The following is a 23,387-nucleotide window of genomic DNA, read 5'->3' as shown; positions in this document are numbered from 1 at the left end:
ACAAATGTTGGTGAAAAAGACTCTAAAGGTGAAGAAAACAAAGTTGAAACAAATGGTTCAACAATGACAGTAACCGATAAAGATGATGATTTACCACGTAAGATTACTTTCAGCAAAGTAAGCTTAGGCGGAACAGAAATCGCAGACGCTAAAATTAAGATCTTCAAAGGTGACAAAGCAGAAGGAACTCCAGTAGAAAGCTGGACATCAGAAGCAGGAAAATCTAAGGAATTAGATTTAACGCCTGGAACATATACATTCCATGAAGAAGCAGCGCCAACAGGATACCTTAAGGTGACAGATATCACTTTCAAAGTGAACTATGATGGAACTGTAACGGTAACAAATGTTGGTGAAAAAGACTCTAAAGGTGAAGAAAACAAAGTTGAAACAAATGGTTCAACAGTGACAGTAACCGATAAAGATGATGATTTACCTCGTAAAGTAACGTTCAGTAAAGTAAATATTGCTGGAAAAGAAATTGAGGGAGCTAAAATCAAGATCTTCAAAGGTGACAAAGCAGAAGGAACACCAGTAGCAAGCTGGACTTCAGAAGCGGATAAGTCTAAAGAATTAAACTTAGCACCTGGAACATATACATTCCATGAAGAAGCAGCACCAACAGGCTACTTAGCAGTAACAGATATCACTTTCAAAGTGAACTTTGATGGAACGATTGAAGTGTTAAATGCTAACGGAAATTCTGTAGAGTACAAAGATGGCAAATTAGTCATCACAGACCAAACAGAACCTGAAAAACCAAATGAACCAAACTTACCAAATACTGGTAGTGTTTCTGAACAAGGAACACTATTAGCTGGATTGGCATTATTAGGTTTAGGTGTTGTCATGGTAGCTTCAAATGGCAAAAAGAGATTTAACTAGTTCATTATCTGAATAGATGGATTTACTAAATTAATTGCTCGCCTTGCCAGACGAGTGGAAAAAGAGAAAGGAATCAAGCAACTTTATGTTGTTTGGTTCTTTTTTTATTTCGTAAAATCTATTTAAATTTTGGAAACTTTCGGATGTAAAAATCACCAACAGATTACAGAAACCGCTTTAATATTTCAAAATAAAAAAGTTTTCTAAAAAGCTATAAAAAACAAGAATAAAGTGCCAAATTCTGATATACTAGAATAGAATTCTTACAGCCTGGTCTGTAGAAGAATTACTGAAGGAGGAAGTAGTGTGGTTGCATTTAATTTTAAAGCACAAAATATCGGAATTGACTTAGGAACAGCTAACACGATTGTTTATCTTGAAGATGAAGGAATTGTCACACGTGAACCTTCCGTTGTTGCAAAAAATATCGTTACAGAAGAAATTATCGCAGTAGGGAAATCGGCTTTCGAAATGATTGGGAGAACGCCTGAAAATATCGTAGCATTACGCCCAATGAAAGATGGTGTAATCGCAGACTATAATACGACAACTGCTATGTTAAAATATTTCATCCAATCGATTGTTGGCCGCTCATTTTTTAAACCAGTGGTCATTATTTGTGTACCAAGCGGAATTACAGACGTTGAAAAAAGAGCTGTTTTAGATGCTACTAAATATGCTGGAGCGAAGGAAGCCTATGTTGTGGAAGAACCTTTTGCAGCAGCAGTAGGAGCGGGCTTACCAATTACAGACCCAACAGGAAGCATGATTGTAGATATTGGTGGAGGAACAACGGACGTAGCAACGATTTCTTTAGGAGGAATCGTGAATAGTCGTTCGATTCGCGTTGGTGGAGATGAGCTCAATGAAGCTATTGTCCAGCACGTTCGTAAAACGTATAATCTACTGATTGGAGAGCGTACAGCAGAGGAACTTAAGATTCAATTAGGGTCTGCTTCTGTCGAAAAAGCGCAAGGAAGTATGCAAGTTCGTGGACGTGATATGGTAACAGGTCTTCCACGAGTAGTAGAAGTTCCCGCTAAAGAAATTGCAATTGCGATGAGTGAGATTATTCATCAAATTTTAGATGCTGTTAAAGATGTGTTAGAACAAACACCGCCAGAAATTTCTGCGGACGTTATTGATCATGGAATCGTTCTGACAGGTGGTGGAGCGATGCTTCGTCATCTTGCAGAGATGATTTCGAAGGAAACGCAAGTGCCAGCGTTTGTTGCCAATGACCCACTAGATTGTGTGGCATTAGGAACAGGAGCTATTCTAGCGAACCCATCATTAATGAAAAAATAGAGTCCGTTGAAAAATTTTATAGAGGAGTGATGATGTGAATCCAATTTTTTCAAATAAGAAACTAATTGGTTGGGTAATCGGAATCATTGTTGCATTAGCATTAATCATGTATTCCGTTACTTACGGAAGTAATATCGTGACTCAAGGTGTTAATGATGTAACCAATATTCTTGGAAGATTAGTCTCTTATCCAGCAAATAGTATTAATGATTTTATTGATAGTGTGGGTGATTTATCAAATACGTATCAAGAGAATCAATCCTTAAAACAAAAAATCGATACCATTCATGAATTAGAGGTTCAATTGAATGAGTTAAAACGTGATAACCAAAAAATGAAAGAAACGCTGAAGTTGCAAGATACGCTGAATGATTATACATTAGTGAATGCTACGGTCATTGCGCGTAATCCGGATACTTGGCGTGATGTGATTACGATTAATAAAGGATCAAATGATGGAATCCAACCTCAAATGTCGGTAATGAGTGATAATGGTTTAGTAGGAAAAGTTTTAGATGTGAATCCTACAAGCGCACGTATTGCCTTGTTATCGAATGCTGATAATACTTTAGTTCGTGTTGCGGCGATGATTCAAAATGAAAAAGAACCAATCTACGGGACCATTACCGGATATGACGAAAAGACAAATATGCTTGTTATGAGCCAAATTCAAGCTACTCAGGATATTAAAGTAGGGGATAAGGTTGTGACGAGTGGTCTTGGGGGCATTTCTCCAAACTCGCTATATATCGGAACGGTTGAAGAAGTGGCGATGGACCGTTTTGGCTTGTATAAAGAAGTGAAAATTCGTCCAGCGGCAGATACGAATGATGTTCGTTATGTAACAGTAGTCATTCGTACAAGCGAAAGTGAGGGGCAATAATGCGTAACTCCAGAAGAGTTTATTGGGTATTGTTTGTCTTCATTCTGGCTTTCCTAGTGGACGGTGTATTGACGAATCATTTTTCTACTTTATTTTTGCGTTCTGGCTATAGTTTAACGCCAAGAATTATTGTCATTGCAGTTGTATTGCTGAATTTTATGATTGACCATAAGGCGATGTTTTGGTTTTCAGTGATTGCAGGATTTTTGGTAGATAGTTATTATGCAGGAATTTTAGGAATCTATATGGGAATATTTGCAGTGATTGTGCGAGTGATTCGTTTAGTACGTACAAATATTTTGCAAAATCCATTTACGTTAGGATTAGCATTAGTGTTCTTCTTAAGTTTGACAGAAGTTTCTGTATACTTCGTATATGCGTTAAGAGGCGTTGTCAGCATGGGATGGAACGAGTTTTTAGTGGAACGATTAGGGGCGACGCTTATGCTCAATATCGTGATTTATTATATTCTGTATATTCCACTTCGTAATTTTGCACGGTGGGTGAATGCGACTCCAGTAGTGAGTCCACATGATTTAATCAATCATCGAAGAAGTTAATCTATTTTACCAATAAGGGTTGGCGAGCGCCGGCCCTTTTTTGTTTAGGCTATTAATACCGACTGTTGTAGCATTTATGCTATAATAAGGAGAATTAGTGTCTTTAGAAAGAGGAATGGAATGAACAAAGAAGTATTTTTGAAACTAAGTTTAATTTCTAAAGGAGTCATTGCTATATGTGCTTTAGTGGGATTCTTAATGGAGATGTTTCTCCACGGATGGCATTCTATTCGCTATTACACCAATCAATCTAATTTACTAGTAGTTATTTTTCTCATTTACTTACTGCTAAAATACCGTAAGGAAGGCCATTGGAGTCAGTGGGATATTCGTTTAAAAGGTGGAATGACCGTTGCGATTCTTCTAACTGGACTGGTGTATCATTTCATGCTAGCTCCTTTAAAAACACCCGAAGAATTTTGGACGATTGAAAATTTTCTAGTTCATTATATTGTTCCTTATGGAGCATTGTTAGATTGGGCACTATTTGATAAAGGGCATTGTTATAAGTGGTGGGATCCGTTTGTATGGACGATTTTACCATTGGCGTATGCAATTATTTCTGTTGCGATTGCGTTAATTACACGAATTCCCATTGGAAATAACCCCGATGGACCGTTCCCTTATTTCTTTTTGAATGTTGATAAATATGGAATTTTAGGTGTTATTCAGTATAGTTTAGGATTAGCAGCCGCATTTTTAGTAGGCTCCTATGTCCTTGTACTTTTTAAAAATGGATTTAAAACAAAGAAATATTTATAAGAGAGGAGACTTTCATGCTTCGAGACATTGGTATTGACTTAGGAACTGCGAATATTTTAGTCTTTCTAAAAGATCGCGGGATTATATTAAATGAACCTTCGTTAGTTGCTTTAGATGAGCGTACTGGAGAAGTGATTGCAGTCGGAGAACGAGCATATCAAATGGTAGGACGTACTCCAAAAGAAATCAATGTTCATCATCCATTAAAAGGCGGAGTAATAGCGGATATTGCGGTTACTGAACAATTATTAGAATTATTCATGCAAAAATTAAATTTAAATAGCTGGTTTTCAAAACCCGATATTTTAATTTGCACGCCAACGAATATTACGACTGTAGAACAAAAGGCGATTATTCAAGCGGCGATTAAATGTGGTGGAAGAAATATCTATTTAGAAGAAGAACCAAAAGTGGCTGCTGTAGGAGTAGGGTTAGATATCTTTTCTCCAATTGGAAATATGGTGATTGATATTGGTGGTGGAACGAGTGATATTGCCGTTTTATCGATGGGCTCAACAGTGACAAGTCGCTCGATTAAATTAGCTGGGGACAATATGGACTTTGCGATTTCCGAATATATTAAAGACAAGTATCAATTAATCATTGGAGAACGAACTGCAGAGGCGATTAAGATGTCGCTTGGAAGTGCAGTGGAAGTTGAAAATGAATCTGATATGATTGTCAAAGGAAGAGATATGACGACAGGACTTCCAAAAACAGTGACAATCTATACGAATGAAATCTATCATTGCTTAAAAGAAATGTTAGATACCATTGGAGAAGAAGCTAGACTTGTTCTAGAGGCTACCCCACCAGAATTGGCTGGAGATATTATCGAACGTGGTGTGATGGTTACCGGTGGAGGCGCCTTGATTAATGGGATTGATCGTATGCTCTCTGAAAAACTTCAAGTTCCAGTGATGATTGCAGAAAATCCGCTTCAAAGCGTAGCGATTGGAACAGGAATTTTATTAAATCGAATTAAATCTGAAAGAGGCATTTTTGCTGCAATCCGTAGAATTTTTAGTGCGAAGAAAGTGGTAATGAATCCAACCGCACATATGATTGATGATGAAAGGACAGAAGAATCATGAAAGAACAATTAAAGAATAGTCGCAACTTACTATTTACGGCACTATTGCGTATCTTAGTTTTTCTTATCATTGCCATCATCTTGTTTGCTCTTGGTTTAATGATTGGATATGCAGTTCTTGGCGAAGGTAAAAATCCGCTCGATATTTTTTCTAAAGAAATTTGGGATAAGATTTTTAGATTTATTAATTAGCAAGCATATAAATTGACCTTTATTGACTATAGCAGTAGACTTAAACAAATATTAGATTTGGAGGAAGTAGTATGAATTTAATTCCAACAGTTATTGAACAGTCTTCACGTGGAGAACGTGCTTATGACATTTATTCACGCTTATTAAAAGACCGTATTATCATGGTGAGCGGACCCATTCAAGATGACATGGCGAATGCGATTATCGCGCAATTACTTTTCTTAGATGCACAAGATCCTGAGAAAGATATTTATATGTATATCAACTCTCCAGGGGGAAGCGTAACAGCTGGTTTAGCCATCTACGATACAATGAACTTCATTAAAGCAGACGTTCAAACCATCGCAATGGGGCTGGCAGCGTCAATGGGTTCATTCCTATTAACAGCTGGAGCAAAAGGCAAACGTTACGCATTGCCAAACGCTGAAATCTTAATTCACCAACCTTTAGGAGGAGCACAAGGGCAAGCGACAGAAATCGAAATCGCAGCGCGTCAAATCTTGAAAACACGTGAACGTTTAAATAAAATCTTGGCAAAACAAACAGGCCAAAAATTATCACGTATCGAAAAAGATACAGATCGTGATAACTACATGACTGCACAAGAAGCCTTAGAATATGGCTTAATTGATGCGATTATGGAAAGCTCAAAAGAAATGAAATAATCGAAATGAAAAACACCTTCAGTATCATAATGATTACTGAAGGTGTTTTTGTCATTTCTGTTTCCGAATATTTATGACGAAAAATATTATTTTTATGTGAAATATTTCATTTAGTGTTTATTAAGATTTCTGAAAGCGTTACAATAATTATTGTAAAAGGAATAACAAAATAGAAAAGGTGAGGAAAATGAAAAAAAGTTTAAACGTTCTTTTACTAAGTATATTATCGATTCTACTTTTATTCGGTTGTTCAACAGCTAAGCAAAGTGGAAAATTTGAAGGAGTGGGAACTGGTAAGCACGGCGAGATTAGAGTTGCTGTGACGATTACAGACGCAAAAATAACCAATATTGAGGTTATAGAACAAGGTGAAAACAAAGGCTTATCTGAACCTGTTTATGAAGATCTAAAGGAAGCCATTATCGCTCAAAACTCTGCTGATGTAGATGTCGTATCAGGAGCGAGTGCAACAAGCGAAGGGTACTTGGCAGCAGTCAAAGATGCTATTACGAAATCAGGAATTAAACTTGTAGCTTCGAAACAAACAAAAATGAAGAAAAGTGAACTTCCAACTGAGCAAACTTTTGATGTAGTGATCGTCGGTTCAGGTGGTGCAGGTTTAAGTGCTGCTATAGAAGCCGCTAAAGCAGGAAAATCAGTCGCAATTGTAGAAAAAATGCCAACGGTCGGCGGTAATACTCTTATTTCCGGTGGGGAAATGAATGCACCTGGTAACTGGGTACAAAAGAATCTTGGGATTACTGGAGACTCTGTAGAAGCATACTATAATGATACGATGAAGGGTGGAGATAATATTGGGGACCCTAAACTCGTTCATTTAATGGCAGAAAAAGCATTGGAATCAGCAGAATGGTTAAGAGATGATGTTCATGTTGAGTTCTTATCAGACCAATTATTCCAATTCGGTGGACATTCATTTAAACGTGCATTGATTCCTAAGGGACATACTGGTGCGGAATTAGTGTCTAAATTAAAAGCAAAAGCTGAAGAACTTGGCGTTAAAATCTTCTTGAACGTAAAAGCAGAAGAATTAATTCAAGATGCAAACGGTCGTGTGACAGGTATAAAAGCAACTGACAAGACTAAAAAAGAAGTGACATTCCTTGCAACTAATGGAGTGGTATTAACAACAGGTGGGTTCGGTTCAAATGTTGAAATGCGTAAACAATACAACAAGGAATATGACGAACGCTATAAATCTACAGATACAGTTGGTACTACAGGGGATGGAATTGTAATGGCTCAAAAAGCAGGAGCGGCATTAAAGAACATGGAATATATCCAAACATACCCAATCGCAAATCCGAAGACAGGTATGATTTCCCTTTTGGCAGATACACGTTTTGACGGAGCGATACTTGTGAACCAGGAAGGAAAACGATTTGTAGAAGAATTAGACCGTCGTGACGTTATTTCGAAGGCGATTTTAGCGCAAACAGGTGGATACACTTACCAAATCTGGAACGATAAGATTGATGCGATTTCGAAAACAAAAGAAGCGCATAAAGCAGAGTACGATGAGTTGATTCGTGAAGGCTTGTTAGTGAAAGCTGATACGATTGAAGAAGCTGCGAAATTCTTCGATATCGATATCAATAACTTGAAAGAAACCATCGCAAAAGTAAATGAATATGCGAAAAATAAAGATGACAAAGATTTCCATCACCGTGGTGGTTTAGTATCTCTTGAAGAAGGTCCTTACTACATTCAAAAAGCCGTTCCTTCTGTTCACCATACAATGGGTGGATTAGTGATTAATGAAAAAGCAGAAGTATTGAATGATAAAGGAGAAGCAATCCCAGGGCTATATGCTGCTGGTGAATTAACAGGGGTTATCCAAGGGAAGAACCGTCTTGGAGGAAATGCGATTACGGATATTATCACTTTTGGACGTATTGCTGGGAAAGAAGTTAGTCATTAATCATTGACCAATTTATAGAAAAAAGAAATCTAAGTTAGCAGGTTTCTTTTGGGAGTAAGACCAGGGGAGTTTAAACGCACTTGGTCTTTCTCCCTTTTTAAATGAACATTCCAGGGGAAAAACAAGTTTAATCCCCCTACATACATTTGAACTGTAAATGCTTTTCAATCATCGAAGTTTTTTCGCGTTATATCTTTCTTTTTACTCTTGGAAGCGGTACAATGGGAATGTATTATTTGTAAATTACTAAAGGAGAAAAAGGAATGACAGTTGTAGAAAATTCATTAAAGGATGCCAAAGTGGCGTATGAATATTATGAACTACCAGGAGAGCTAGTTGATATTCAACCTTTAGGAAATGGATTAATTAACAAAACTTATCAAATCACTCATACACAAGAAAATAAAGAAAAGCAATATGTATTGCAAGCGATTAATCATCATATTTTTCCAAATGTACGTGGATTAATGGAAAATATCGAGAAAGTAACAAGCTATCTGCGTGAAAAATATGAAGCAGACGGACGCGACGCTTCTCGTGAAACGCTACGTGTAATTCGCACTAAAGATGGACATTTAACGGCAAACTTGGATAATGGATCTTACTGGAGAATTTATGATTCAGTGGAAAACAGTTATTCATTAGATAAAGTAGAAAATCCGCAGCAATTTTATATTACTGCAAAAGCATTTGGACGATTCGCTTATGATTTAAATGACTTCGATGCAAGCCAGTTAGTAGAAGTAATTCCGCAATTTCACGATACTCGAAATCGTTATCGCCAATTAGAAGAAGCAATCCGAGAAGATCGTGTTGGCAGAGTAAAAGAGGTTCAAGCAGAGATCGACTTTATCCAAAGTCGTAAAGCAGATTGCTTCTTACTATATGATTTGTTAGATGAAGGCGTATTGCCACTTCGAGTAACGCATAATGATACAAAATTAAATAATATTATGTTCGATAGCCAAACAAAAGAACCACTATGCATTGTGGATTTAGATACTGTAATGCCAGGGTTAGTATTATTTGATTTTGGGGATTCTATTCGTTTTGGGGCAAACGATTGTGCCGAGGACGAACCAGATTTATCAAAAGTGAACTTTGATTTCGACTTATACGAAACATATGTGAAAGGCTTTATCGAAGGAACAAGCGGAATCTTAACCGAAGCTGAACTCGAATACTTACCTTGGGGGGCACGTGTAATCACGTTAGAACAAGGGATTCGTTTCTTGACGGACTACATCAATGGCGATGTCTACTACCAAACCAGTCGTCCAGGACAAAATCTGGACCGAGCACGTACACAATTAAAATTAGTACAAGATATGGAAAATAGTTGGGACCAAATGGTTCAAGCCGTCCAAAATATGAAATAAAAACAAAGCCTCTTCAGAAGAGAACTGAAGAGGTTTTTTTGCACCATTAAAAACTATATATATAAATTATAACGATTCAAAACACAATATATTGTGTTTTTGGGGTTGATTTTTAAATTCAGCATGATAAAATAGATTCGAGAGTTTTAAGGAGGGATTGTGATGTGTGTACAAGAATTGAAGACCTTATTAGTCACTAAAAGAGATGGTCGGGAAGTTGAATTTCAAAAGGAGAAAATCGAACGAGCAATCTTTAAAGCAGAGGCAGAGTTAAATGGAGAAATGGATGTTAAAAGAGAAGCGGAATTGAATCGAATCGTAGACGAAGTTCTCCAAGAAATTTCTAGAAGATTTAGTGAGACTATTCAAATTTATGAAATTCAAAGTATTATTGAACATTTTTTAATTGAAGATGGGGAATCTGAATTAGCACAAGCATATATTTCATACAGAGTGGATCGAGATTTACGTAGAAAAAATCAACTGGATTTCCAATGGGCACTGTCTCGATTAACGAATAAAGATGCAAGCGTGGTTAATGAAAATGCGAATAAAGATAGTAAAGTTTTTAATACGCAAAGGGATCTAACGGCGGGTACAGTTGGAAAAATTATTGGATTAAAACTATTACCTCCTCATGTCGCGAATGCGCATTTAAAAGGGGATATTCATTATCATGATTTAGACTATCATCCATATATGCCACTGACCAATTGTTGCTTAATTGATTTTGAACATATGTTAGGCCTTGGATTCAAGATTGGAAATGCCGAGGTAGAATCTCCAAAATCGATTCAAACAGCAACTGCTCAAATGGCTCAAATCATTGCAAATGTCGCAAGTAGCCAATATGGAGGATGTTCAGCCAATCGTGTTGATGAATTATTGGCTCCTTATGCGGAATTAAACTACCAAAAACATTTGGCAGATGCCAAGGAGTGGATTGATGGAGTGGACCGTCAAGAAGCTTTTGCGATGAAAAAAACGGAAAAAGATATTTATGATGCGATGCAGTCATTAGAATATGAAATCAATACACTCTATACTTCTCAAGGGCAAACTCCTTTTACAACTTTAGGATTTGGACTGGGAACGAGTCGTTTTGAACGTTGTATTCAAAAAGCAATCCTGCAAGTGAGAATGGAAGGGATTGGCAAAGAGAAGAGAACAGCAATTTTCCCTAAATTAGTATTCACCTTAAAACGTGGGGTAAACTTAGAAGAAACCGATCCAAACTATGATTTAAAACAGTTAGCGTTAGAATGTGCAACAAAACGAATGTATCCAGATGTACTAAACTATGATCAAATCGTTCGATTAACCGGTAGTTTTAAAGTGCCGATGGGATGCCGTTCGTTCTTACAAGGATGGCAGGATGAAAATGGGCAAGAAGTGAACGATGGTCGAATGAATTTAGGGGTTGTTACTTTGAATATTCCTCGAATTGCGCTAGAAGCGGAAGGGTCAATTGACAAATTCTGGGAAATTTTCGAAGAGAAACTAGCAATTTGTAAGGATGCATTAACGTACCGCGTTGAACGCTGTAAGGAAGCGCAAAGAGATAATGCGCCTGTGTTATATCATTATGGAGCGTTTGGACAACGGTTGAAGGATGGGGAAGAAGTGGATCTTCTCTTTAGAAATCGTCGTGCAACTGTTTCTTTAGGATATATTGGACTTTATGAAGCGGCAACAGCATTCTTTGGTCCAAACTGGGAAACAAACCCAGAGGCGAAGGAATTTACTCTAGAGATTGTAAAAGCGTTGAAGGCGCATACGGATGCATGGGGTGACGAATACGGTTATCATTTCAGTGTTTATGCGACTCCAAGTGAAAGCTTGACCGATCGTTTCTGCAAACTCGATATTGAAAAATTTGGTTTGGTACCGGATATTACGGAGAAAGAGTATTATACGAATAGCTTCCATTACGATGTACGTAAAAATCCAACACCATTTGAAAAAATTGATTTTGAAAAAGATTATCCAGTATTTTCTTCGGGCGGATTTATTCACTACTGTGAGTATCCTGTTCTTCGACAAAATCCAAAAGCTTTAGAAGCCGTATGGGACTATGCATATGATAGAGTGGGATATCTTGGAACGAATACTCCAATTGATCATTGTTATAAATGTGGATACGATGGTGAATTTACGCCAACTGCTAAAGGATTTGAATGTCCGCAATGTAAAAACCATGATCCACAAACGTGTGATGTCGTAAAACGAACTTGCGGATACCTTGGAAACCCTCAAGCGCGTCCAATGGTTCATGGACGTCATGTGGAAATTTCTTCTCGTGTAAAACATATGCCGAAACTGAAAGAACGTTACGCTTTAGGAGTGATGGAGGATGAATAATCCAAAACCAAAGGAGTGGACGAGTGAGCAATATTCTAAAGGAAAAATTGCCAGTTACAAACCGTATAATTTTGTAGATGGGGAAGGGGTACGCTGTTCACTGTATGTGAGTGGCTGCCTCTTTGCCTGTGAAGGCTGCTATAATGTGATCGCTCAAAATTTTAATTACGGAATACAATATACGAAAGAGTTAGAAGAGCAAATTGTTTCAGATGTTGGAGCTTCTTATTGCCAAGGGTTGACGCTTCTAGGTGGAGAACCTTTTTTGAATACAGGCGTTTGTCTGTCTTTAGTCAAAGCGTTACGGAAAGCTTATGGAAATACCAAGGATATTTGGTCTTGGACAGGATATACTTGGGAAGAGCTGATGCAAGAAACAGAAGATAAGTTAGAATTATTAAGCTTGATTGATATTTTGGTGGATGGACGATTTGAACTCGCTAAAAAAGATTTGACCTTGCAATTTAGGGGAAGCAGTAATCAGCGCATTATTGATGTACAGTCTTCTCTTAAAACCGGTGAAGTGGTCTTGTGGTCAGGGTTATGGAATTCTTAGGAATTGTTCAAATTTCTGACAAATGATGGTAAATTTGTTAAAATATAGGAATGAATCATAATGAAGGAGACGACAAACGGATGGCGATTAAGGGACTTGGTATGGACGCGGTAGAATTGTCACGCATTGAAAAAATCGTAGCAGAACCTAAATCTTTTTTGGGAAAAGTGTTAACACCAAAAGAGTTGGAAAAATATCATACGCTCCCTTTTAAACGGAAAGTGGAATTCCTTGCGGGACGATTTGCAGCTAAAGAAGCTTATGCTAAAGCACTTGGGACTGGAATTGGACAGCATGTTTCATTTCAAGATATTGAAGTATTGAATGATGCCACAGGAAAACCAGTTCTTGTATGTGAACGCTATTCTAATCAAACGTGGATATCGATTACGCATACGAGTCATGATGCCTATGCCGTTGTCGTACTTGAATCCAATTAAAAAAAGGAATGAATCATCATGTTAGAAGCAATCCATCGAAACACGAGAGTTGTAGTGGATTTATCGATTATTAAACAAAATATTTCTAAACTAAAGTCTAAATTAAACCCTTCCAAACAAGTCTATGCAGTTGTAAAGGCGAATGCGTATGGGCATGGCATGATTCCTGTTGCCAAAGCTGCTTTAGAAGCAGGGGTTCAGGGATTTTGTGTCGCAAATATAGATGAGGCTTTGGCTTTAAGAGAAGCAGGGATTATGGAACCCATCTTAATCCTTGGATTAAGCCGAGTGGAAGATGCGCCGCTATTAGCAAGAAATCATATTACTGCTACTGTTGACTCTGTAGAATGGCTCCTACAAGCTGCGCCACTATTAAAGGAGACACCCTTAAAAGTACATGTTGCTGTAGATTCGGGAATGGGTCGTATTGGCGTCGTTAACGAAAAAGAATTAACGGAAGTTGAGGCTGTTTTACGAAACGGGCCATTCGAGTTCGAAGGAATGTTTACCCATTTTGCAACAGCAGATGAAGAAGACACCGCACATTTAACAAAACAAGAAGAAAAATTCAATGGTATGATTGGAGAGTTGGAAGAAAGACCTCCTCACATTCATTGCTCGAATTCGGCTTATGCAATTTGGCATAGTGCCGGAGATAGTGATATTATCCGTTACGGAATCGGCTTGTATGGCATTAATCCTTCTAATGGAGACTTATGCATTGAAGATGAAGAACATCTAACCCCAGCCCTACAATGGGAAACTGAGATAGTCAAGGTGAAGAAACTGGAAATTGGGGATACGGTGAGTTATGGGGCAACCTATACTGCTAGAGAGCCTCAATGGGTGGCTACTTTACCAATAGGATATGCAGATGGGTATATACGTGCCTACAATAAAGGAGAGGTCATTGTAGATGGTGTTCGCTGTCCTATTATTGGAAGAGTGTGTATGGATCAATGTATGGTTCGACTGCCTCATGAATATCCTGTCGGCACAAAGGTGACTCTTCTAGGAAAAAACAAAGAAGAGGAAATTACAGCAATTGAATTAGCTAAACGTGCAGATACAATTGCTTATGAAGTCATTTGTATGATCTCTGATCGTGTGAAAAGGGAGTATATCAATGGTTGATAAAATTTTAAGAGGAGATGTCTTTTTAGCGGATTTGTCTCCAGTGATTGGTAGTGAGCAGGGAGGAAAACGCCCCGTTCTCATTATTCAAAATGATGTTGGGAATCACTTTAGCACAACTGTTATTGTGGCAGCAATCACAGCAAAGAATACAAAAGCTAACATTCCAACGCATATTGAAATCAAAAAAGATCAATTTGGGTTCGAACGGGACTCTGTTGTCTTACTTGAACAATTGCGTACGATTGATAAGGCTCGAATTCTTGAGAAAATTACGCAAGTGGATGCGGATTTTATGAACACCATTAACGAAGGACTGAAAGTGAGTCTGGGATTAGAATAAGAAAAGCCCTCTAATGAAAATTTAGAGGGCTGTTTTGATAAACGGTTGTCTGATGAAATACGAATTTCTTTGGAAAATCCCCTTGATTTACAATGGGGATGGTAGTATACTGATTAAGTACCTTAAGTACAAATGCCTCCTTAGCTCAGTTGGTAGAGCAGTAGACTCTTAATCTATGGGTCACAGGTTCGAGCCCTGTAGGGGGCATTTTTTTTACGCAAAAAGCCTTGGAAAACCAAGGCTTTTTGTGCGTATTGTTCCGTATTTGTTCCGTGAAATTGAAAGTGTAATGAAATGTTGAGTTATCAATGTTTCTCAATTTTTTTATACCTCAAAAGTGAAAAAGTCTTTAGATATCTCTTTAGACCAAACTAAACAAAACGGAAAAGAGAATTAAAAATAAAAATGTTGACCTCATTCGTTTTTTTACTATGTTTTAAGCCGCATTCTCCGCTTCACTTAGCCGGAGGATATTAATTTGTTATAAGAATAATCAAAGTTAATCGTCTAATCGAATAAACATCATCGCGTTAAGTAAGGAGATTAGAGCGACTGTATTAATATTATTGCAATAAATCAGTCTCTTATTTTCAATAGGAGGAATAATAAAATTAGAAATAATAATATCATACGGTGATTCTTTTAAAGAATCAATGGATAATTCTAATTCATTCCAAACTTCAAGTTCAAAATTGTTACTACAATAATAAGAAAGAGTTTCCGCTACTGATTTTGCATGATACTGATCAAAATTACTCATAACCAAAACTTTTAATTTGGGTTGATTTTGTAAAAGATTTAGCACTAGGTGTTTGCTATGGGTGATAAACGTATAGGCCAAATGATTGACTTTCATTGAACTACTATCAATATCCAAAGTCTGTAAGTAATGCAGAATCCCTTCTTTTAAATCGGAAACAAATCGAGGAAAAATATTTTGAAAGTTCTTGATTGTATTGCCTTTTTGATCAAATAGGATAAACTCTGTAGATAATTCTTGGCGATGAAGATGTGCCGTATTATGAAGATGCCAAATAAGATTATCCTTATTGTCTACTTTAATATTATACTCTTTTGATACCTGATCAACTAAATCCCCCAACAAATGATATGATTTCTTTACGTAGATGTCCGTTTTTGTATACTTCAGAAATACTTTTTCGTCTATGAAAAACATTTTTTGAAAATAAGATACAAACAATTGACCTATTACTTCTTTTGTTAAAGAGATATTGTATTCTGTTTCAAATTTTTTGACAATATCTTCCATTTCATCTTCCTGCATTAAAAATTCCAACAATTGATTATTAAAAGAATCTTTCTCAACTTCCAGGAAATGACCAAACTTGATTCGATATAAATTCGTAACTAAGAGCAACTTTAACATTCTGTGAGTTGATAAATTCATCGGGAAAGATGTTGCTTTATAAACTAGTTCCAATAATTGAGAGAGCGGATCTGGTGAAAAATCTTCAAATGGCCATTCAAGAAAATAATATTTTTCTGAAAAATATTGGGCAAAAAAGTAACGAATATCTATCTCATTTCCAGTAATTCGAACAGGATTGAGGCTAATTTCAAAATGATATTGTTTCTTAATAATTTTATTAATATGACTAATGATACGGTAAAGAGAGGAAGAACTGATATAAAACTCTTTGCAAATACTCTCAGCATCATATCCTTCATTAAAAAAAACAAATTCTAAAATTGAAAAATGAGTTGAATGCTTAAAAAAATGATGATAGACCATCTCAATATCACTATCATCGGTATTAATAATACGTATACCATTTGTTGAAGAATGAAATATCAAGTCAGGAAAAGAAGATCTGACATGGGATAAATCATCTTTTACTGAACGCTCTGTAGAATTCAATAATTCAGCTAGTTCAGAAATGTGAAACCAGCGCTTATTTTCAAATAGTATTTCTAATAATTCTAATTGTCTGTGACTTTTTTTAGACAGTAATTCTCGCATAAAATTGTTATCTTTCTTTATAGTATAGTGGTTTTATTATAATTCAATCTTACCATAATGTGTATGTTTTAATTCACTTAACAACTCATAATATATGAAAAGCCATCTTAATTTTCTCTCAAAACCATCTAAAATCAATGTTTTATCGTTTTATTGTATTTAAAGTACATAAAATCGGCGGGAAAATTAAGCTTTATTATTATGTTTCCAAGTTGGCAAATTATATAATCACATTAATCAAAAGATTTGAATTTTGATTTAGTAAATTTAGAAAGGAGAATCGATATGCTTTGGTCTATTATTGTCGGGGGTGTAATTGGTCTTATTGCTGGATCAATCACTAAAAAAGGTGGCTCTATGGGTGTTATTGCAAATATTGTTGCAGGTTTAGTCGGTTCATCTGTGGGTCAATCACTATTGGGAACTTGGGGCCCTAGTTTGGCTGGAATGGCCTTGTTTCCCTCTATCATTGGTGCAGTTATTGTAGTAGCTGTTGTATCATTTCTTTTGGGTAAAAAGGCATAAATTGTCTTATAACATTCAAAATACAATTTAAAAGTTAATGATGTGAGGCTTCAGATAATTACATGGAAGCAACTTTTAAAGAAAAAGCTCGCGTTCATTAATGCTCTAAGTACGGAAAGAGATTCTTATTTTATTTCTTTTCTATAAAAACACGAAACATTTAAAACTCATAATGGAGGTAAAGACTATGTCTGTAGAAGAAAAATTAAATCAAGCTAAAGGCTCTGTTAAAGAAGGGCTTGGAAAATTAACTGGTGATAAAAAAACAGAAAAAGAAGGGGCTGCTGAAAAAGTAGTTTCTAAAGTTAAAGAAGTTGCTGAAGATGCAAAAGATGCGGTCGAAGGAGCAATCGAAGGCGTTAAAAATATGATTAATAAAGATGACAAATAAAGCTAAGAGTTAATTTCTCTTTCAAAGCGTCTTTGTAATTTATATTTTAAAAAAAGAGAACATTTAATGATATGTACCCAGAATCCTGGACACATTATTAAATTAAGCTGAACATATGGATGTTTCCCTGTATTGAACAGGGGACATCCATTTTGTTTTTTCTTGAATTCTTTTGAAAAATAAGGCCTTTTTGTTGATTGTAACTAAATGGTTCAGGAGTTCTAAGATAACGATTCTATAAAAAGATGATAAGTCTTTTATTTTTCTCGAATCATACCCACTCGATTTTCGTCAAGATAGGCAAAATGATGCTTATGATAGAGCTTATCCGCAGGGACTTTGGCTAGCAAAGTGATAAAACTGCTCTCATGTGTATTTTCGTCAAACCACTGATCAATCATTTCCATGATTTTATTGGCAATTCCACGTCTTTGGAACTTTTTGTCTACCATAATATCGGATACGACAAAAGTGACCCCGCCATCTCCAACAATTCTTCCTAAGCCAATGAGTTCATCATCTTCATAAACAGAAACTAAAAAAAGAGTTCCTTCAAGAGCCTTTTTAACTTCAGAATGAGGTTTAGTGCTATTCATTCCCGCATTTACTCTTAATTGATTATAAGCTTCTACGCAGGGAATTTTATGAGTAAATTCCATAAAACGATTCCTCCAATAACCTTTTTTGTCTATTCATTATATCATTATTCCGCTATTTTGTATTTGATGAGGGTTTATATAAGAAGCGTGAATGAAAAGGTGTTGACTCTGACGTAACGTAAGGGTATATACTCCTAATATCAATCAAAGGAGGAATATGTTATGAAATTACATTTAATCGAATCAGATAGTGTTTATAGAGAGCTCTTAACGCTTCCTGTAGATCAAAGAGATGCTGTATTCAAAGAAAAATTATTACTACCCTTTAAAGAAAAGTTTGCTATTCAACGGATATCATTTGATGAAAGAATTCCATTCAATGTGATGACACTAATGGGGTACATGCACAAGATGCCAAAAGATTTATCTGAAGAAGACCTTCAAATGATAAATCAATTCGATAAAGAGTTTTGGGAAAATATTAAACAAGCCTTTAACCGTTCCGTTGAAAGCTTTATATCGAAAGGAATTTCATTAAAACAACAAGATTACTATGTTACGGCTTTACTAGGAAATGAAGCGAGTCCAATGATGAGGATTAATGAAAATTACAGTGGGGATGGAGGGATTCCAGGGTATATTTTCCTATCCCTTGTACCAAATGAATATACCATCAATAGAATTGCTTCTGCGATGGCGCATGAATGCAATCATAATATTCGTTATCAATTCGTTGATTGGGAAATGGGATCCTTAAAAGAAATGATTGTTGCAGAGGGGCTTGCAGAGAATTTTGCAGAGAAAATGTTTGGACAAGAAAATATTGGTCCTTGGGTCACAAAGAATGATCTTGAAACATTAAATACGATTATTAAACCAAAATTAAAAGACAGTCTTTCTATTAACAATATGCAAGAAGCAATGCCGTATTTATATGGCGATGAAATTACAAAGATGCAAGGTGGTAACCCAGTCGGTCTTCCTTACGCTTCTGGATATACTTGTGGGTACCATCTCATCAAGTACTATTTGAAGAAAACAGGGATGTCTATTGAAGAAGCAACACTAAAAACAGCAGATGAAATCTTAAGTCAAGTAGAAGAATTTTGGAATTAAAGAAGAACGAAAAGCAGTAGGAAGCCAATCTACTGCTTTTTTCGTTATTTGCATCTTTCATCAATTAAATAAAAAATTCTTGGGTCAGAAAAATAGCCCCCGTTAAAAGTCCTCACATAACTCTAACTCAATGAGGACGTGATTTGTCCTTGAAAGCCCTAATTTCCGAAATGATGTCATATTCAGGTCATAAAACTCACGTATACTAGGCTTATGATTTTATAAAGAGGAGAAATTACATTGAAAATAGCATGGAATGAAATTAAATACCAACCGAAAAAATTTATATTAATTGAGGTACTGATTGTTATCATGATGTTTATGGTTATTTTCCTGTCCGGTTTAACGAACGGCTTAGGGCGAATTATTATGGCACAAATTGATACATTTGGAGACGTTCATTATATTCTTTCAAAGGATTCCGAAGGCGTCATTCCTTACTCAACCCTTACAAGTTCAGAACTAACGGAAATTGAAGACCTCCATCTAGAAGAGCAAACAGGACTAGTAATTCAACGTTCTACGTTTATGAAAGAGGATGAAGAAGGTTCGCAAGATGTGACGTTCTTTGCGATGGATACGTACAAGAATTTAACCATTAAAGCAGAAGACGGTTATGTAGCGGCGAACTTATCTGATAACGAAGTGATTCTTGATGAATCGTACAAGGCAAAAGGAATTCACGTTGGGGATACCATTAAAGATAAGACTTCTGATATTTTACTGAAAGTCGTTGCTTTTGCAAAAGACGCAAAATATGGGCATAGTACAGTAGCCTTCATTAGTTCTAAGACATTAGAAGAGATGCGTCAGAAGAAAAATCCAAATTACACTTGGCAACCACAAGTTATTATCACAAGCCAAGAGGTTGAGGCCGATGATTTATCAGAACAGTTGATGGTATCGAATAAGCAACAAATTATTAATAAAATTCCAGGATATACTGCAACTAATATGATTTTAAAAACAATGACGTGGGTATTATTAATCGCTTCAGCCGCAATTCTTGGAGTATTCTTCTATATTTTAGCACTGCAAAAATTGAAACAATTTGGTGTGTTAAAAGCAATCGGAATGTCGATGGGAGAAATAACTAGAATTCAGCTGTCGCAAGTAGGGATTCTTTCTATTATCGGAATTGGCATTGGATTAGGTCTGGCCTTAGCCTTAACGCCATTCTTACCTGTAAGCATGCCGTTTTATATGAAAGCAGAAGATAATGCAGTGATTTCAGTAAGCTTTATCATTATTTCGATTATTTGCGGAGCATTATCTCTATTAAAAATTAAGAAAGTAGATCCAATCGAAGTGATTGGTGGAAATGGTGAATAAGATGTCAGTGATTGAATTACAACAGATAAAAAAATCATACGCAGATGGAAATCAAATGAGAGATGTTATTTGCGATTTGAATTTAACCGTTGAACCACAAGAGTTTGTGGCCATCCTAGGGCCTTCTGGGTCAGGAAAATCAACGCTTTTATCGATTGCAGGATTACTCCTATCTTCTGATGGCGGTCAAGTAATCATCGGGGGACAAAATCTTACGAATTTAAAACAAAGTGAATGGACGAAGAAGAGACTGGAGTTATTAGGCTTTATTTTCCAGGATCATCAATTATTGCCCTATATGAAAATTGGAGACCAATTAGAAGTAGTAGCAAAATTAAAAGGTGAGAAAGACGCTTCAAAACGAAAAGAGGAAGTCAAAGGATTATTGGCAGAGCTAGGTATAGAGAATTGCTACGGTCAGTATCCAAATCAAATGTCGGGCGGTCAAAAGCAGCGTGCTGCGATTGCTCGTGCCTTTATTGGGAATCCGCAATTAATATTAGCGGATGAGCCTACCGCAAGTCTTGATCCTGAAAGAGGAAAAGAAATTGCGCAATTAATTCAGCGTGAAGTGAAGTCTAAACATAAGAGTGCCATCATGGTGACTCATGACCGTTCAGTGCTTGAGTATGTAGATACGGTTTACGAGATGAAAAAAGGGAAGTTAGTTCGTCTGTAAGCATTTATGCTATAATGTTCCAGAAAGAAGGTGGAGCTATGTTTAGTATATTAGTTGCTGAAGACGATCATGCGATTCGCACATTGATTACAACCAAGTTAAAACAAGAAAACTACACGATTTACATTGCTGAAAACGGAGAGGAAGCTCTCTCGTTAATGGAGAAGCATCAAGTCGATTTATTAATTTCTGATATTATGATGCCCGTGATGAATGGATACGCTCTTGTAAAAGCTTTACGAGAAACGAAGCATACTTTGCCCATTTTAATGATTACGGCAAAATCTCAGTTAGAATCTCTGGAAGAAGCTTTTAAGTTAGGCGTCGATGACTACATGGTGAAGCCGATTCGTTTAACTGAACTTGTTCTACGAGTACAAGCCTTACTTAGAAGAGCTCAATTAGAAACAGAGAAACTGCTGCGTTTTGAACATACAAGACTTGATTACAATGCATTAACTTTAACGGATTTAGAGAGAGATGAAGTTTATCAAATTCCTCGAAAAGAATTCTATTTACTCTATAAATTACTCAGTAATCCAGAAAAAATATTTACTCGTTTGGATTTATTGGATGATATTTGGGGGATGGAAGAGGACCTTGACGAAAGATTAGTAGATGCATGTATTAAAAGGGTCCGACAAAAATTTAAAGAGAATAAAGATTTTGAAATTGTAACGATACGAGGATTAGGGTATAAAGGGACGATTAAAAATGGATAAACAAAAAGAAATACAATTTCCTCTCAGAAACTATTTCGTCTTCATGTTTTGCAGTGTTTTAGTGAGCACAAGTATTATTGGTTTAATGACTGTTTTTGTCCTAAAACACTGGTTTATGGTAGAGGTTAGCTTCCAAACATGGTTAATTATTTTTAGCCTAGTCATTATTCTCGTAGGGAGTCTTGCCATGTGGTATGGGTCCGTTCATTTAACAAAACCTATTTCAGAATTGAATGAATCTGTTAAGGCCATTTCAAGAGGAGATTTTAACCGTAAGATTCCTCTCAAGCAATATCCTAAAGACACTGCTAAATATCACAATGAATTGGCTCAGCTTTCTCAGCATGTGAATCAGATGGCCGAAGACTTGAGACATAGTGACGAACATCGATCCGCATTTATTGCTAATCTTTCTCATGAACTGAAAACACCGATTGCTTCTCTTGTAGGGGTAAGTGACTTATTAGCTGACGAAAAGCTTGATGAATCTACTAGAAAAGATTTGACAGGCATTTTGCGTTCAGAGAGCCTTCGTCTAAGTCGTCTATGTGATGGAATCGTCACATTGACAAAGATGGAACGTGATTTTGAACCAAAGAAAAAACCACTTCAACTGGATGAACAAATTCGGCATGCTGTGATTTTGATTACGGAAAAGTGGAAACAAAAAGAGATTGACTTGACCTTTACGAGTCGGCCCGTTCATTGTGTGACGGATCCAGATTTAAGCATGCAAGTGTGGACGAATCTGCTCGATAATGCGGTCAAGTATTCTGCGGATAGCGTTCATTTAACGATTGATATCCAAGAAGAGAATGATACTGCTAGAGTGACGATTGCAGATGAAGGAATCGGAATGAGCGAGGAAGACCAACGACATATTTTTGAACAATTTTATCAAGTGGAACATTCTCATGTGCAAGAAGGAAATGGCTTAGGATTAGCGATTGTAAAAACAATTGTAGATCAACTGGGTGGAAGTATATCAGTTGAAAGCGAGATTGGAAAAGGGAGTACATTTCAAGTAATACTGCCAAAACAATGAATTATTGAGGTTAAAATAAAAATCCCGAAATTCACTTATAAGTGAAGTGCACCCTGTCAAGTAGACAGGAAAATAATTAAATTGTATGACGAGTTCATAAGAACTCGTCTTTTTGTTTATGCAGGGATTTTTAACCCCATTGATAAAGTAATTCTTTTCTCATTATAGAAGTGGATATACTCTTCAACTTTCTTGAAGAGAGACTCATAGGTTTTGAAATGATATAAACGATATACTTCTTCCTTTAATGTTCCCCAGAATGATTCAATTGGTCCGTTATCGATACATCTGCCAGGACGTGACATACTATGTGTTATTTGTCCTTTTTCTATAAAGTGCTTAAAGAAATGAGAAGTATATTGAAATCCTCGATCACTATGAATCATTGTTTTTGTTGGAATTATCTTTCTCTTTATTTGATTAAAAGTATCTTTAACGATTTGATTATTATTTTGTTTAGATATTTGATATGCAACTATTTTCTTTGTGCCATA

25 protein-coding genes and 1 tRNA gene are annotated in these 23,387 nt (G+C 36.3%); 23 read left to right on the top strand and 3 right to left on the bottom strand.

The features are described 5' to 3' along the window. The 16 genes from ADH99_RS08450 to ADH99_RS08375 all read left to right on the top strand — a co-directional run. Nucleotides 1-885, top strand: an 885-nt coding sequence (locus ADH99_RS08450; RefSeq protein WP_049555937.1) for a prealbumin-like fold domain-containing protein, incomplete at its 5' end; no start/stop codon positions are given. Nucleotides 886-1,191: 306 nt separating this feature from the next. After that, entirely contained in the window at nt 1,192-2,193 is a 1,002-nt protein-coding gene (locus ADH99_RS08445; RefSeq protein ID WP_005606968.1) for a rod shape-determining protein, read from the top strand. A 34-nt stretch (nt 2,194-2,227) separates the two neighbouring features. Beyond that, entirely contained in the window at nt 2,228-3,076 is an 849-nt protein-coding gene (gene mreC, locus ADH99_RS08440; RefSeq protein WP_005606967.1) for a rod shape-determining protein MreC, read from the top strand. Then, entirely contained in the window at nt 3,076-3,636 is a 561-nt protein-coding gene (gene mreD, locus ADH99_RS08435; RefSeq protein WP_005606966.1) for a rod shape-determining protein MreD, read from the top strand. The genes mreC and mreD overlap by 1 nt, the downstream gene beginning before the upstream one ends. Before the next feature lie 120 nt (nt 3,637-3,756). Continuing rightward, a complete protein-coding gene (locus ADH99_RS08430) occupies nt 3,757-4,398 on the top strand; it encodes a Pr6Pr family membrane protein (protein ID WP_049555529.1) in 642 nt (213 codons plus the stop codon). A gap of 14 nt (nt 4,399-4,412) precedes the next feature. Continuing rightward, a complete protein-coding gene (locus tag ADH99_RS08425; protein WP_049555528.1) occupies nt 4,413-5,492 on the top strand; it encodes a rod shape-determining protein in 1,080 nt (359 codons plus the stop codon). Then, on the top strand, nt 5,489-5,683 hold the full coding sequence (locus tag ADH99_RS08420; protein WP_049555527.1) for a DNA-directed RNA polymerase subunit beta: 195 nt from the start codon (nt 5,489-5,491) through the stop codon (nt 5,681-5,683). The genes ADH99_RS08425 and ADH99_RS08420 overlap by 4 nt, the downstream gene beginning before the upstream one ends. A 71-nt stretch (nt 5,684-5,754) precedes the next feature. Continuing rightward, the gene (gene clpP, locus ADH99_RS08415) at nt 5,755-6,348 is read left to right on the top strand and encodes an ATP-dependent Clp endopeptidase proteolytic subunit ClpP (protein ID WP_005606962.1); all 594 of its coding nucleotides are present in this window, start codon (nt 5,755-5,757) and stop codon (nt 6,346-6,348) included. Between the two features lie 187 nt (nt 6,349-6,535). Then, nucleotides 6,536-8,290, top strand: coding sequence for a flavocytochrome c (locus tag ADH99_RS08410; protein WP_049555526.1), 1,755 nt, complete (start codon nt 6,536-6,538; stop codon nt 8,288-8,290). Nucleotides 8,291-8,553: 263 nt separating this feature from the next. Further along, nucleotides 8,554-9,669, top strand: a complete 1,116-nt coding sequence (locus ADH99_RS08405) for a phosphotransferase enzyme family protein (RefSeq protein ID WP_049555525.1) — start codon at nt 8,554-8,556, stop codon at nt 9,667-9,669. A gap of 162 nt (nt 9,670-9,831) precedes the next feature. Then, nucleotides 9,832-12,030 carry an anaerobic ribonucleoside-triphosphate reductase gene (nrdD, locus tag ADH99_RS08400; protein WP_049555524.1) on the top strand — a complete coding sequence of 733 codons (2,199 nt, stop codon included), beginning with the start codon at nt 9,832-9,834 and terminating at the stop codon, nt 12,028-12,030. Continuing rightward, complete coding sequence (gene nrdG, locus ADH99_RS08395) at nt 12,023-12,586, top strand: anaerobic ribonucleoside-triphosphate reductase activating protein (RefSeq protein ID WP_005606953.1); 564 nt, start codon at nt 12,023-12,025, stop codon at nt 12,584-12,586. Before nrdD ends, nrdG begins: the two co-directional genes overlap by 8 nt. Before the next feature lie 50 nt (nt 12,587-12,636). Next, nucleotides 12,637-13,026, top strand: coding sequence for a holo-ACP synthase (gene acpS / locus ADH99_RS08390; RefSeq protein WP_082160287.1), 390 nt, complete (start codon nt 12,637-12,639; stop codon nt 13,024-13,026). A gap of 18 nt (nt 13,027-13,044) precedes the next feature. Next, nucleotides 13,045-14,160, top strand: a complete 1,116-nt coding sequence (alr, locus tag ADH99_RS08385) for an alanine racemase (RefSeq protein WP_049555522.1) — start codon at nt 13,045-13,047, stop codon at nt 14,158-14,160. Continuing rightward, a complete protein-coding gene (locus ADH99_RS08380; protein ID WP_005606950.1) occupies nt 14,153-14,503 on the top strand; it encodes a type II toxin-antitoxin system PemK/MazF family toxin in 351 nt (116 codons plus the stop codon). The genes alr and ADH99_RS08380 overlap by 8 nt, the downstream gene beginning before the upstream one ends. Before the next feature lie 134 nt (nt 14,504-14,637). Next, nucleotides 14,638-14,710: transfer RNA gene (locus ADH99_RS08375), tRNA-Lys, on the top strand. 292 nt (nt 14,711-15,002) lie between these two features. Here the strand turns inward: ADH99_RS08375 and ADH99_RS08370 are convergent. Further along, nucleotides 15,003-16,484: a M protein trans-acting positive regulator PRD domain-containing protein gene (locus tag ADH99_RS08370; RefSeq protein ID WP_049555521.1), complete on the bottom strand. Its 1,482-nt coding sequence runs from the start codon at nt 16,482-16,484 to the stop codon at nt 15,003-15,005. 285 nt (nt 16,485-16,769) lie between these two features. Here ADH99_RS08370 and ADH99_RS08365 point away from each other — a divergent pair, with 285 nt between their 5' ends. After that, complete coding sequence (locus ADH99_RS08365; protein ID WP_049555520.1) at nt 16,770-17,009, top strand: GlsB/YeaQ/YmgE family stress response membrane protein; 240 nt, start codon at nt 16,770-16,772, stop codon at nt 17,007-17,009. A 187-nt stretch (nt 17,010-17,196) separates the two neighbouring features. Further along, a complete protein-coding gene (locus ADH99_RS08360) occupies nt 17,197-17,400 on the top strand; it encodes a CsbD family protein (RefSeq protein WP_049555519.1) in 204 nt (67 codons plus the stop codon). Between the two features lie 257 nt (nt 17,401-17,657). Here ADH99_RS08360 and ADH99_RS08355 read toward each other — a convergent pair whose 3' ends face one another. Continuing rightward, nucleotides 17,658-18,059 (bottom strand): GNAT family N-acetyltransferase, encoded by a 402-nt coding sequence (locus ADH99_RS08355; protein WP_049555518.1) that lies wholly within the window; start codon nt 18,057-18,059, stop codon nt 17,658-17,660. A 162-nt stretch (nt 18,060-18,221) separates the two neighbouring features. On the opposite strand from ADH99_RS08355, the gene ADH99_RS08350 reads away from it, so the two are divergent. The 5 genes from ADH99_RS08350 to ADH99_RS08330 all read left to right on the top strand — a co-directional run bounded on the left by ADH99_RS08350 (nt 18,222) and on the right by ADH99_RS08330 (nt 22,893). Continuing rightward, nucleotides 18,222-19,115 carry a DUF2268 domain-containing protein gene (locus ADH99_RS08350; RefSeq protein WP_049555517.1) on the top strand — a complete coding sequence of 298 codons (894 nt, stop codon included), beginning with the start codon at nt 18,222-18,224 and terminating at the stop codon, nt 19,113-19,115. Between the two features lie 240 nt (nt 19,116-19,355). Beyond that, the gene (locus ADH99_RS08345; RefSeq protein WP_049555516.1) at nt 19,356-20,447 is read left to right on the top strand and encodes an ABC transporter permease; all 1,092 of its coding nucleotides are present in this window, start codon (nt 19,356-19,358) and stop codon (nt 20,445-20,447) included. Continuing rightward, nucleotides 20,437-21,126, top strand: coding sequence for an ABC transporter ATP-binding protein (locus ADH99_RS08340; RefSeq protein WP_396266961.1), 690 nt, complete (start codon nt 20,437-20,439; stop codon nt 21,124-21,126). The genes ADH99_RS08345 and ADH99_RS08340 overlap by 11 nt, the downstream gene beginning before the upstream one ends. 38 nt (nt 21,127-21,164) lie before the next feature. Beyond that, on the top strand, nt 21,165-21,848 hold the full coding sequence (locus tag ADH99_RS08335; RefSeq protein ID WP_049555514.1) for a response regulator transcription factor: 684 nt from the start codon (nt 21,165-21,167) through the stop codon (nt 21,846-21,848). After that, nucleotides 21,841-22,893, top strand: a complete 1,053-nt coding sequence (locus ADH99_RS08330) for a HAMP domain-containing sensor histidine kinase (RefSeq protein ID WP_049555513.1) — start codon at nt 21,841-21,843, stop codon at nt 22,891-22,893. Before ADH99_RS08335 ends, ADH99_RS08330 begins: the two co-directional genes overlap by 8 nt. Nucleotides 22,894-23,009: 116 nt before the next feature. On the opposite strand, the gene ADH99_RS08325 is transcribed toward ADH99_RS08330, so the two are convergent. Beyond that, nucleotides 23,010-23,387, bottom strand: a 378-nt coding sequence (locus ADH99_RS08325) for an integrase core domain-containing protein (RefSeq protein WP_049555512.1), incomplete at its 5' end; no start/stop codon positions are given.

Origin of the sequence: Granulicatella sp. 572.rep1_STHE (genome assembly GCF_001073445.1) — a bacterium.
Taxonomy (GTDB): Bacteria; Bacillota; Bacilli; order Lactobacillales; family Aerococcaceae; genus Granulicatella; species Granulicatella adiacens.
Note: the sequence above shows the minus strand (reverse complement) of the source record. Positions and strands in the feature narration are given on the sequence as shown.

What these genes read in the sequence shown, in the direction of transcription:
- ADH99_RS08430 (WP_049555529.1), top strand. Translation starts at nt 3,757, where the DNA reads ATGAACAAAGAAGTATTTTTGAAACTAAGTTTAATTTCTAAAGGAGTC.
- ADH99_RS08425 (WP_049555528.1), top strand. Translation starts at nt 4,413, where the DNA reads ATGCTTCGAGACATTGGTATTGACTTAGGAACTGCGAATATTTTAGTC.
- nrdD (WP_049555524.1), top strand. Translation starts at nt 9,832, where the DNA reads ATGTGTGTACAAGAATTGAAGACCTTATTAGTCACTAAAAGAGATGGT.
- ADH99_RS08350 (WP_049555517.1), top strand. Translation starts at nt 18,222, where the DNA reads ATGAAATTACATTTAATCGAATCAGATAGTGTTTATAGAGAGCTCTTA.
- ADH99_RS08365 (WP_049555520.1), top strand. Translation starts at nt 16,770, where the DNA reads ATGCTTTGGTCTATTATTGTCGGGGGTGTAATTGGTCTTATTGCTGGA.
- ADH99_RS08330 (WP_049555513.1), top strand. Translation starts at nt 21,841, where the DNA reads ATGGATAAACAAAAAGAAATACAATTTCCTCTCAGAAACTATTTCGTC.
- ADH99_RS08405 (WP_049555525.1), top strand. Translation starts at nt 8,554, where the DNA reads ATGACAGTTGTAGAAAATTCATTAAAGGATGCCAAAGTGGCGTATGAA.
- ADH99_RS08360 (WP_049555519.1), top strand. Translation starts at nt 17,197, where the DNA reads ATGTCTGTAGAAGAAAAATTAAATCAAGCTAAAGGCTCTGTTAAAGAA.
- acpS (WP_082160287.1), top strand. Translation starts at nt 12,637, where the DNA reads ATGAATCATAATGAAGGAGACGACAAACGGATGGCGATTAAGGGACTT.
- ADH99_RS08410 (WP_049555526.1), top strand. Translation starts at nt 6,536, where the DNA reads ATGAAAAAAAGTTTAAACGTTCTTTTACTAAGTATATTATCGATTCTA.
- clpP (WP_005606962.1), top strand. Translation starts at nt 5,755, where the DNA reads ATGAATTTAATTCCAACAGTTATTGAACAGTCTTCACGTGGAGAACGT.
- ADH99_RS08355 (WP_049555518.1), bottom strand. Translation starts at nt 18,059, where the DNA reads ATGGAATTTACTCATAAAATTCCCTGCGTAGAAGCTTATAATCAATTA.
- ADH99_RS08335 (WP_049555514.1), top strand. Translation starts at nt 21,165, where the DNA reads ATGTTTAGTATATTAGTTGCTGAAGACGATCATGCGATTCGCACATTG.
- ADH99_RS08380 (WP_005606950.1), top strand. Translation starts at nt 14,153, where the DNA reads ATGGTTGATAAAATTTTAAGAGGAGATGTCTTTTTAGCGGATTTGTCT.
- nrdG (WP_005606953.1), top strand. Translation starts at nt 12,023, where the DNA reads ATGAATAATCCAAAACCAAAGGAGTGGACGAGTGAGCAATATTCTAAA.
- alr (WP_049555522.1), top strand. Translation starts at nt 13,045, where the DNA reads ATGTTAGAAGCAATCCATCGAAACACGAGAGTTGTAGTGGATTTATCG.
- ADH99_RS08370 (WP_049555521.1), bottom strand. Translation starts at nt 16,484, where the DNA reads ATGCGAGAATTACTGTCTAAAAAAAGTCACAGACAATTAGAATTATTA.
- mreD (WP_005606966.1), top strand. Translation starts at nt 3,076, where the DNA reads ATGCGTAACTCCAGAAGAGTTTATTGGGTATTGTTTGTCTTCATTCTG.
- ADH99_RS08340 (WP_396266961.1), top strand. Translation starts at nt 20,437, where the DNA reads ATGGTGAATAAGATGTCAGTGATTGAATTACAACAGATAAAAAAATCA.
- ADH99_RS08420 (WP_049555527.1), top strand. Translation starts at nt 5,489, where the DNA reads ATGAAAGAACAATTAAAGAATAGTCGCAACTTACTATTTACGGCACTA.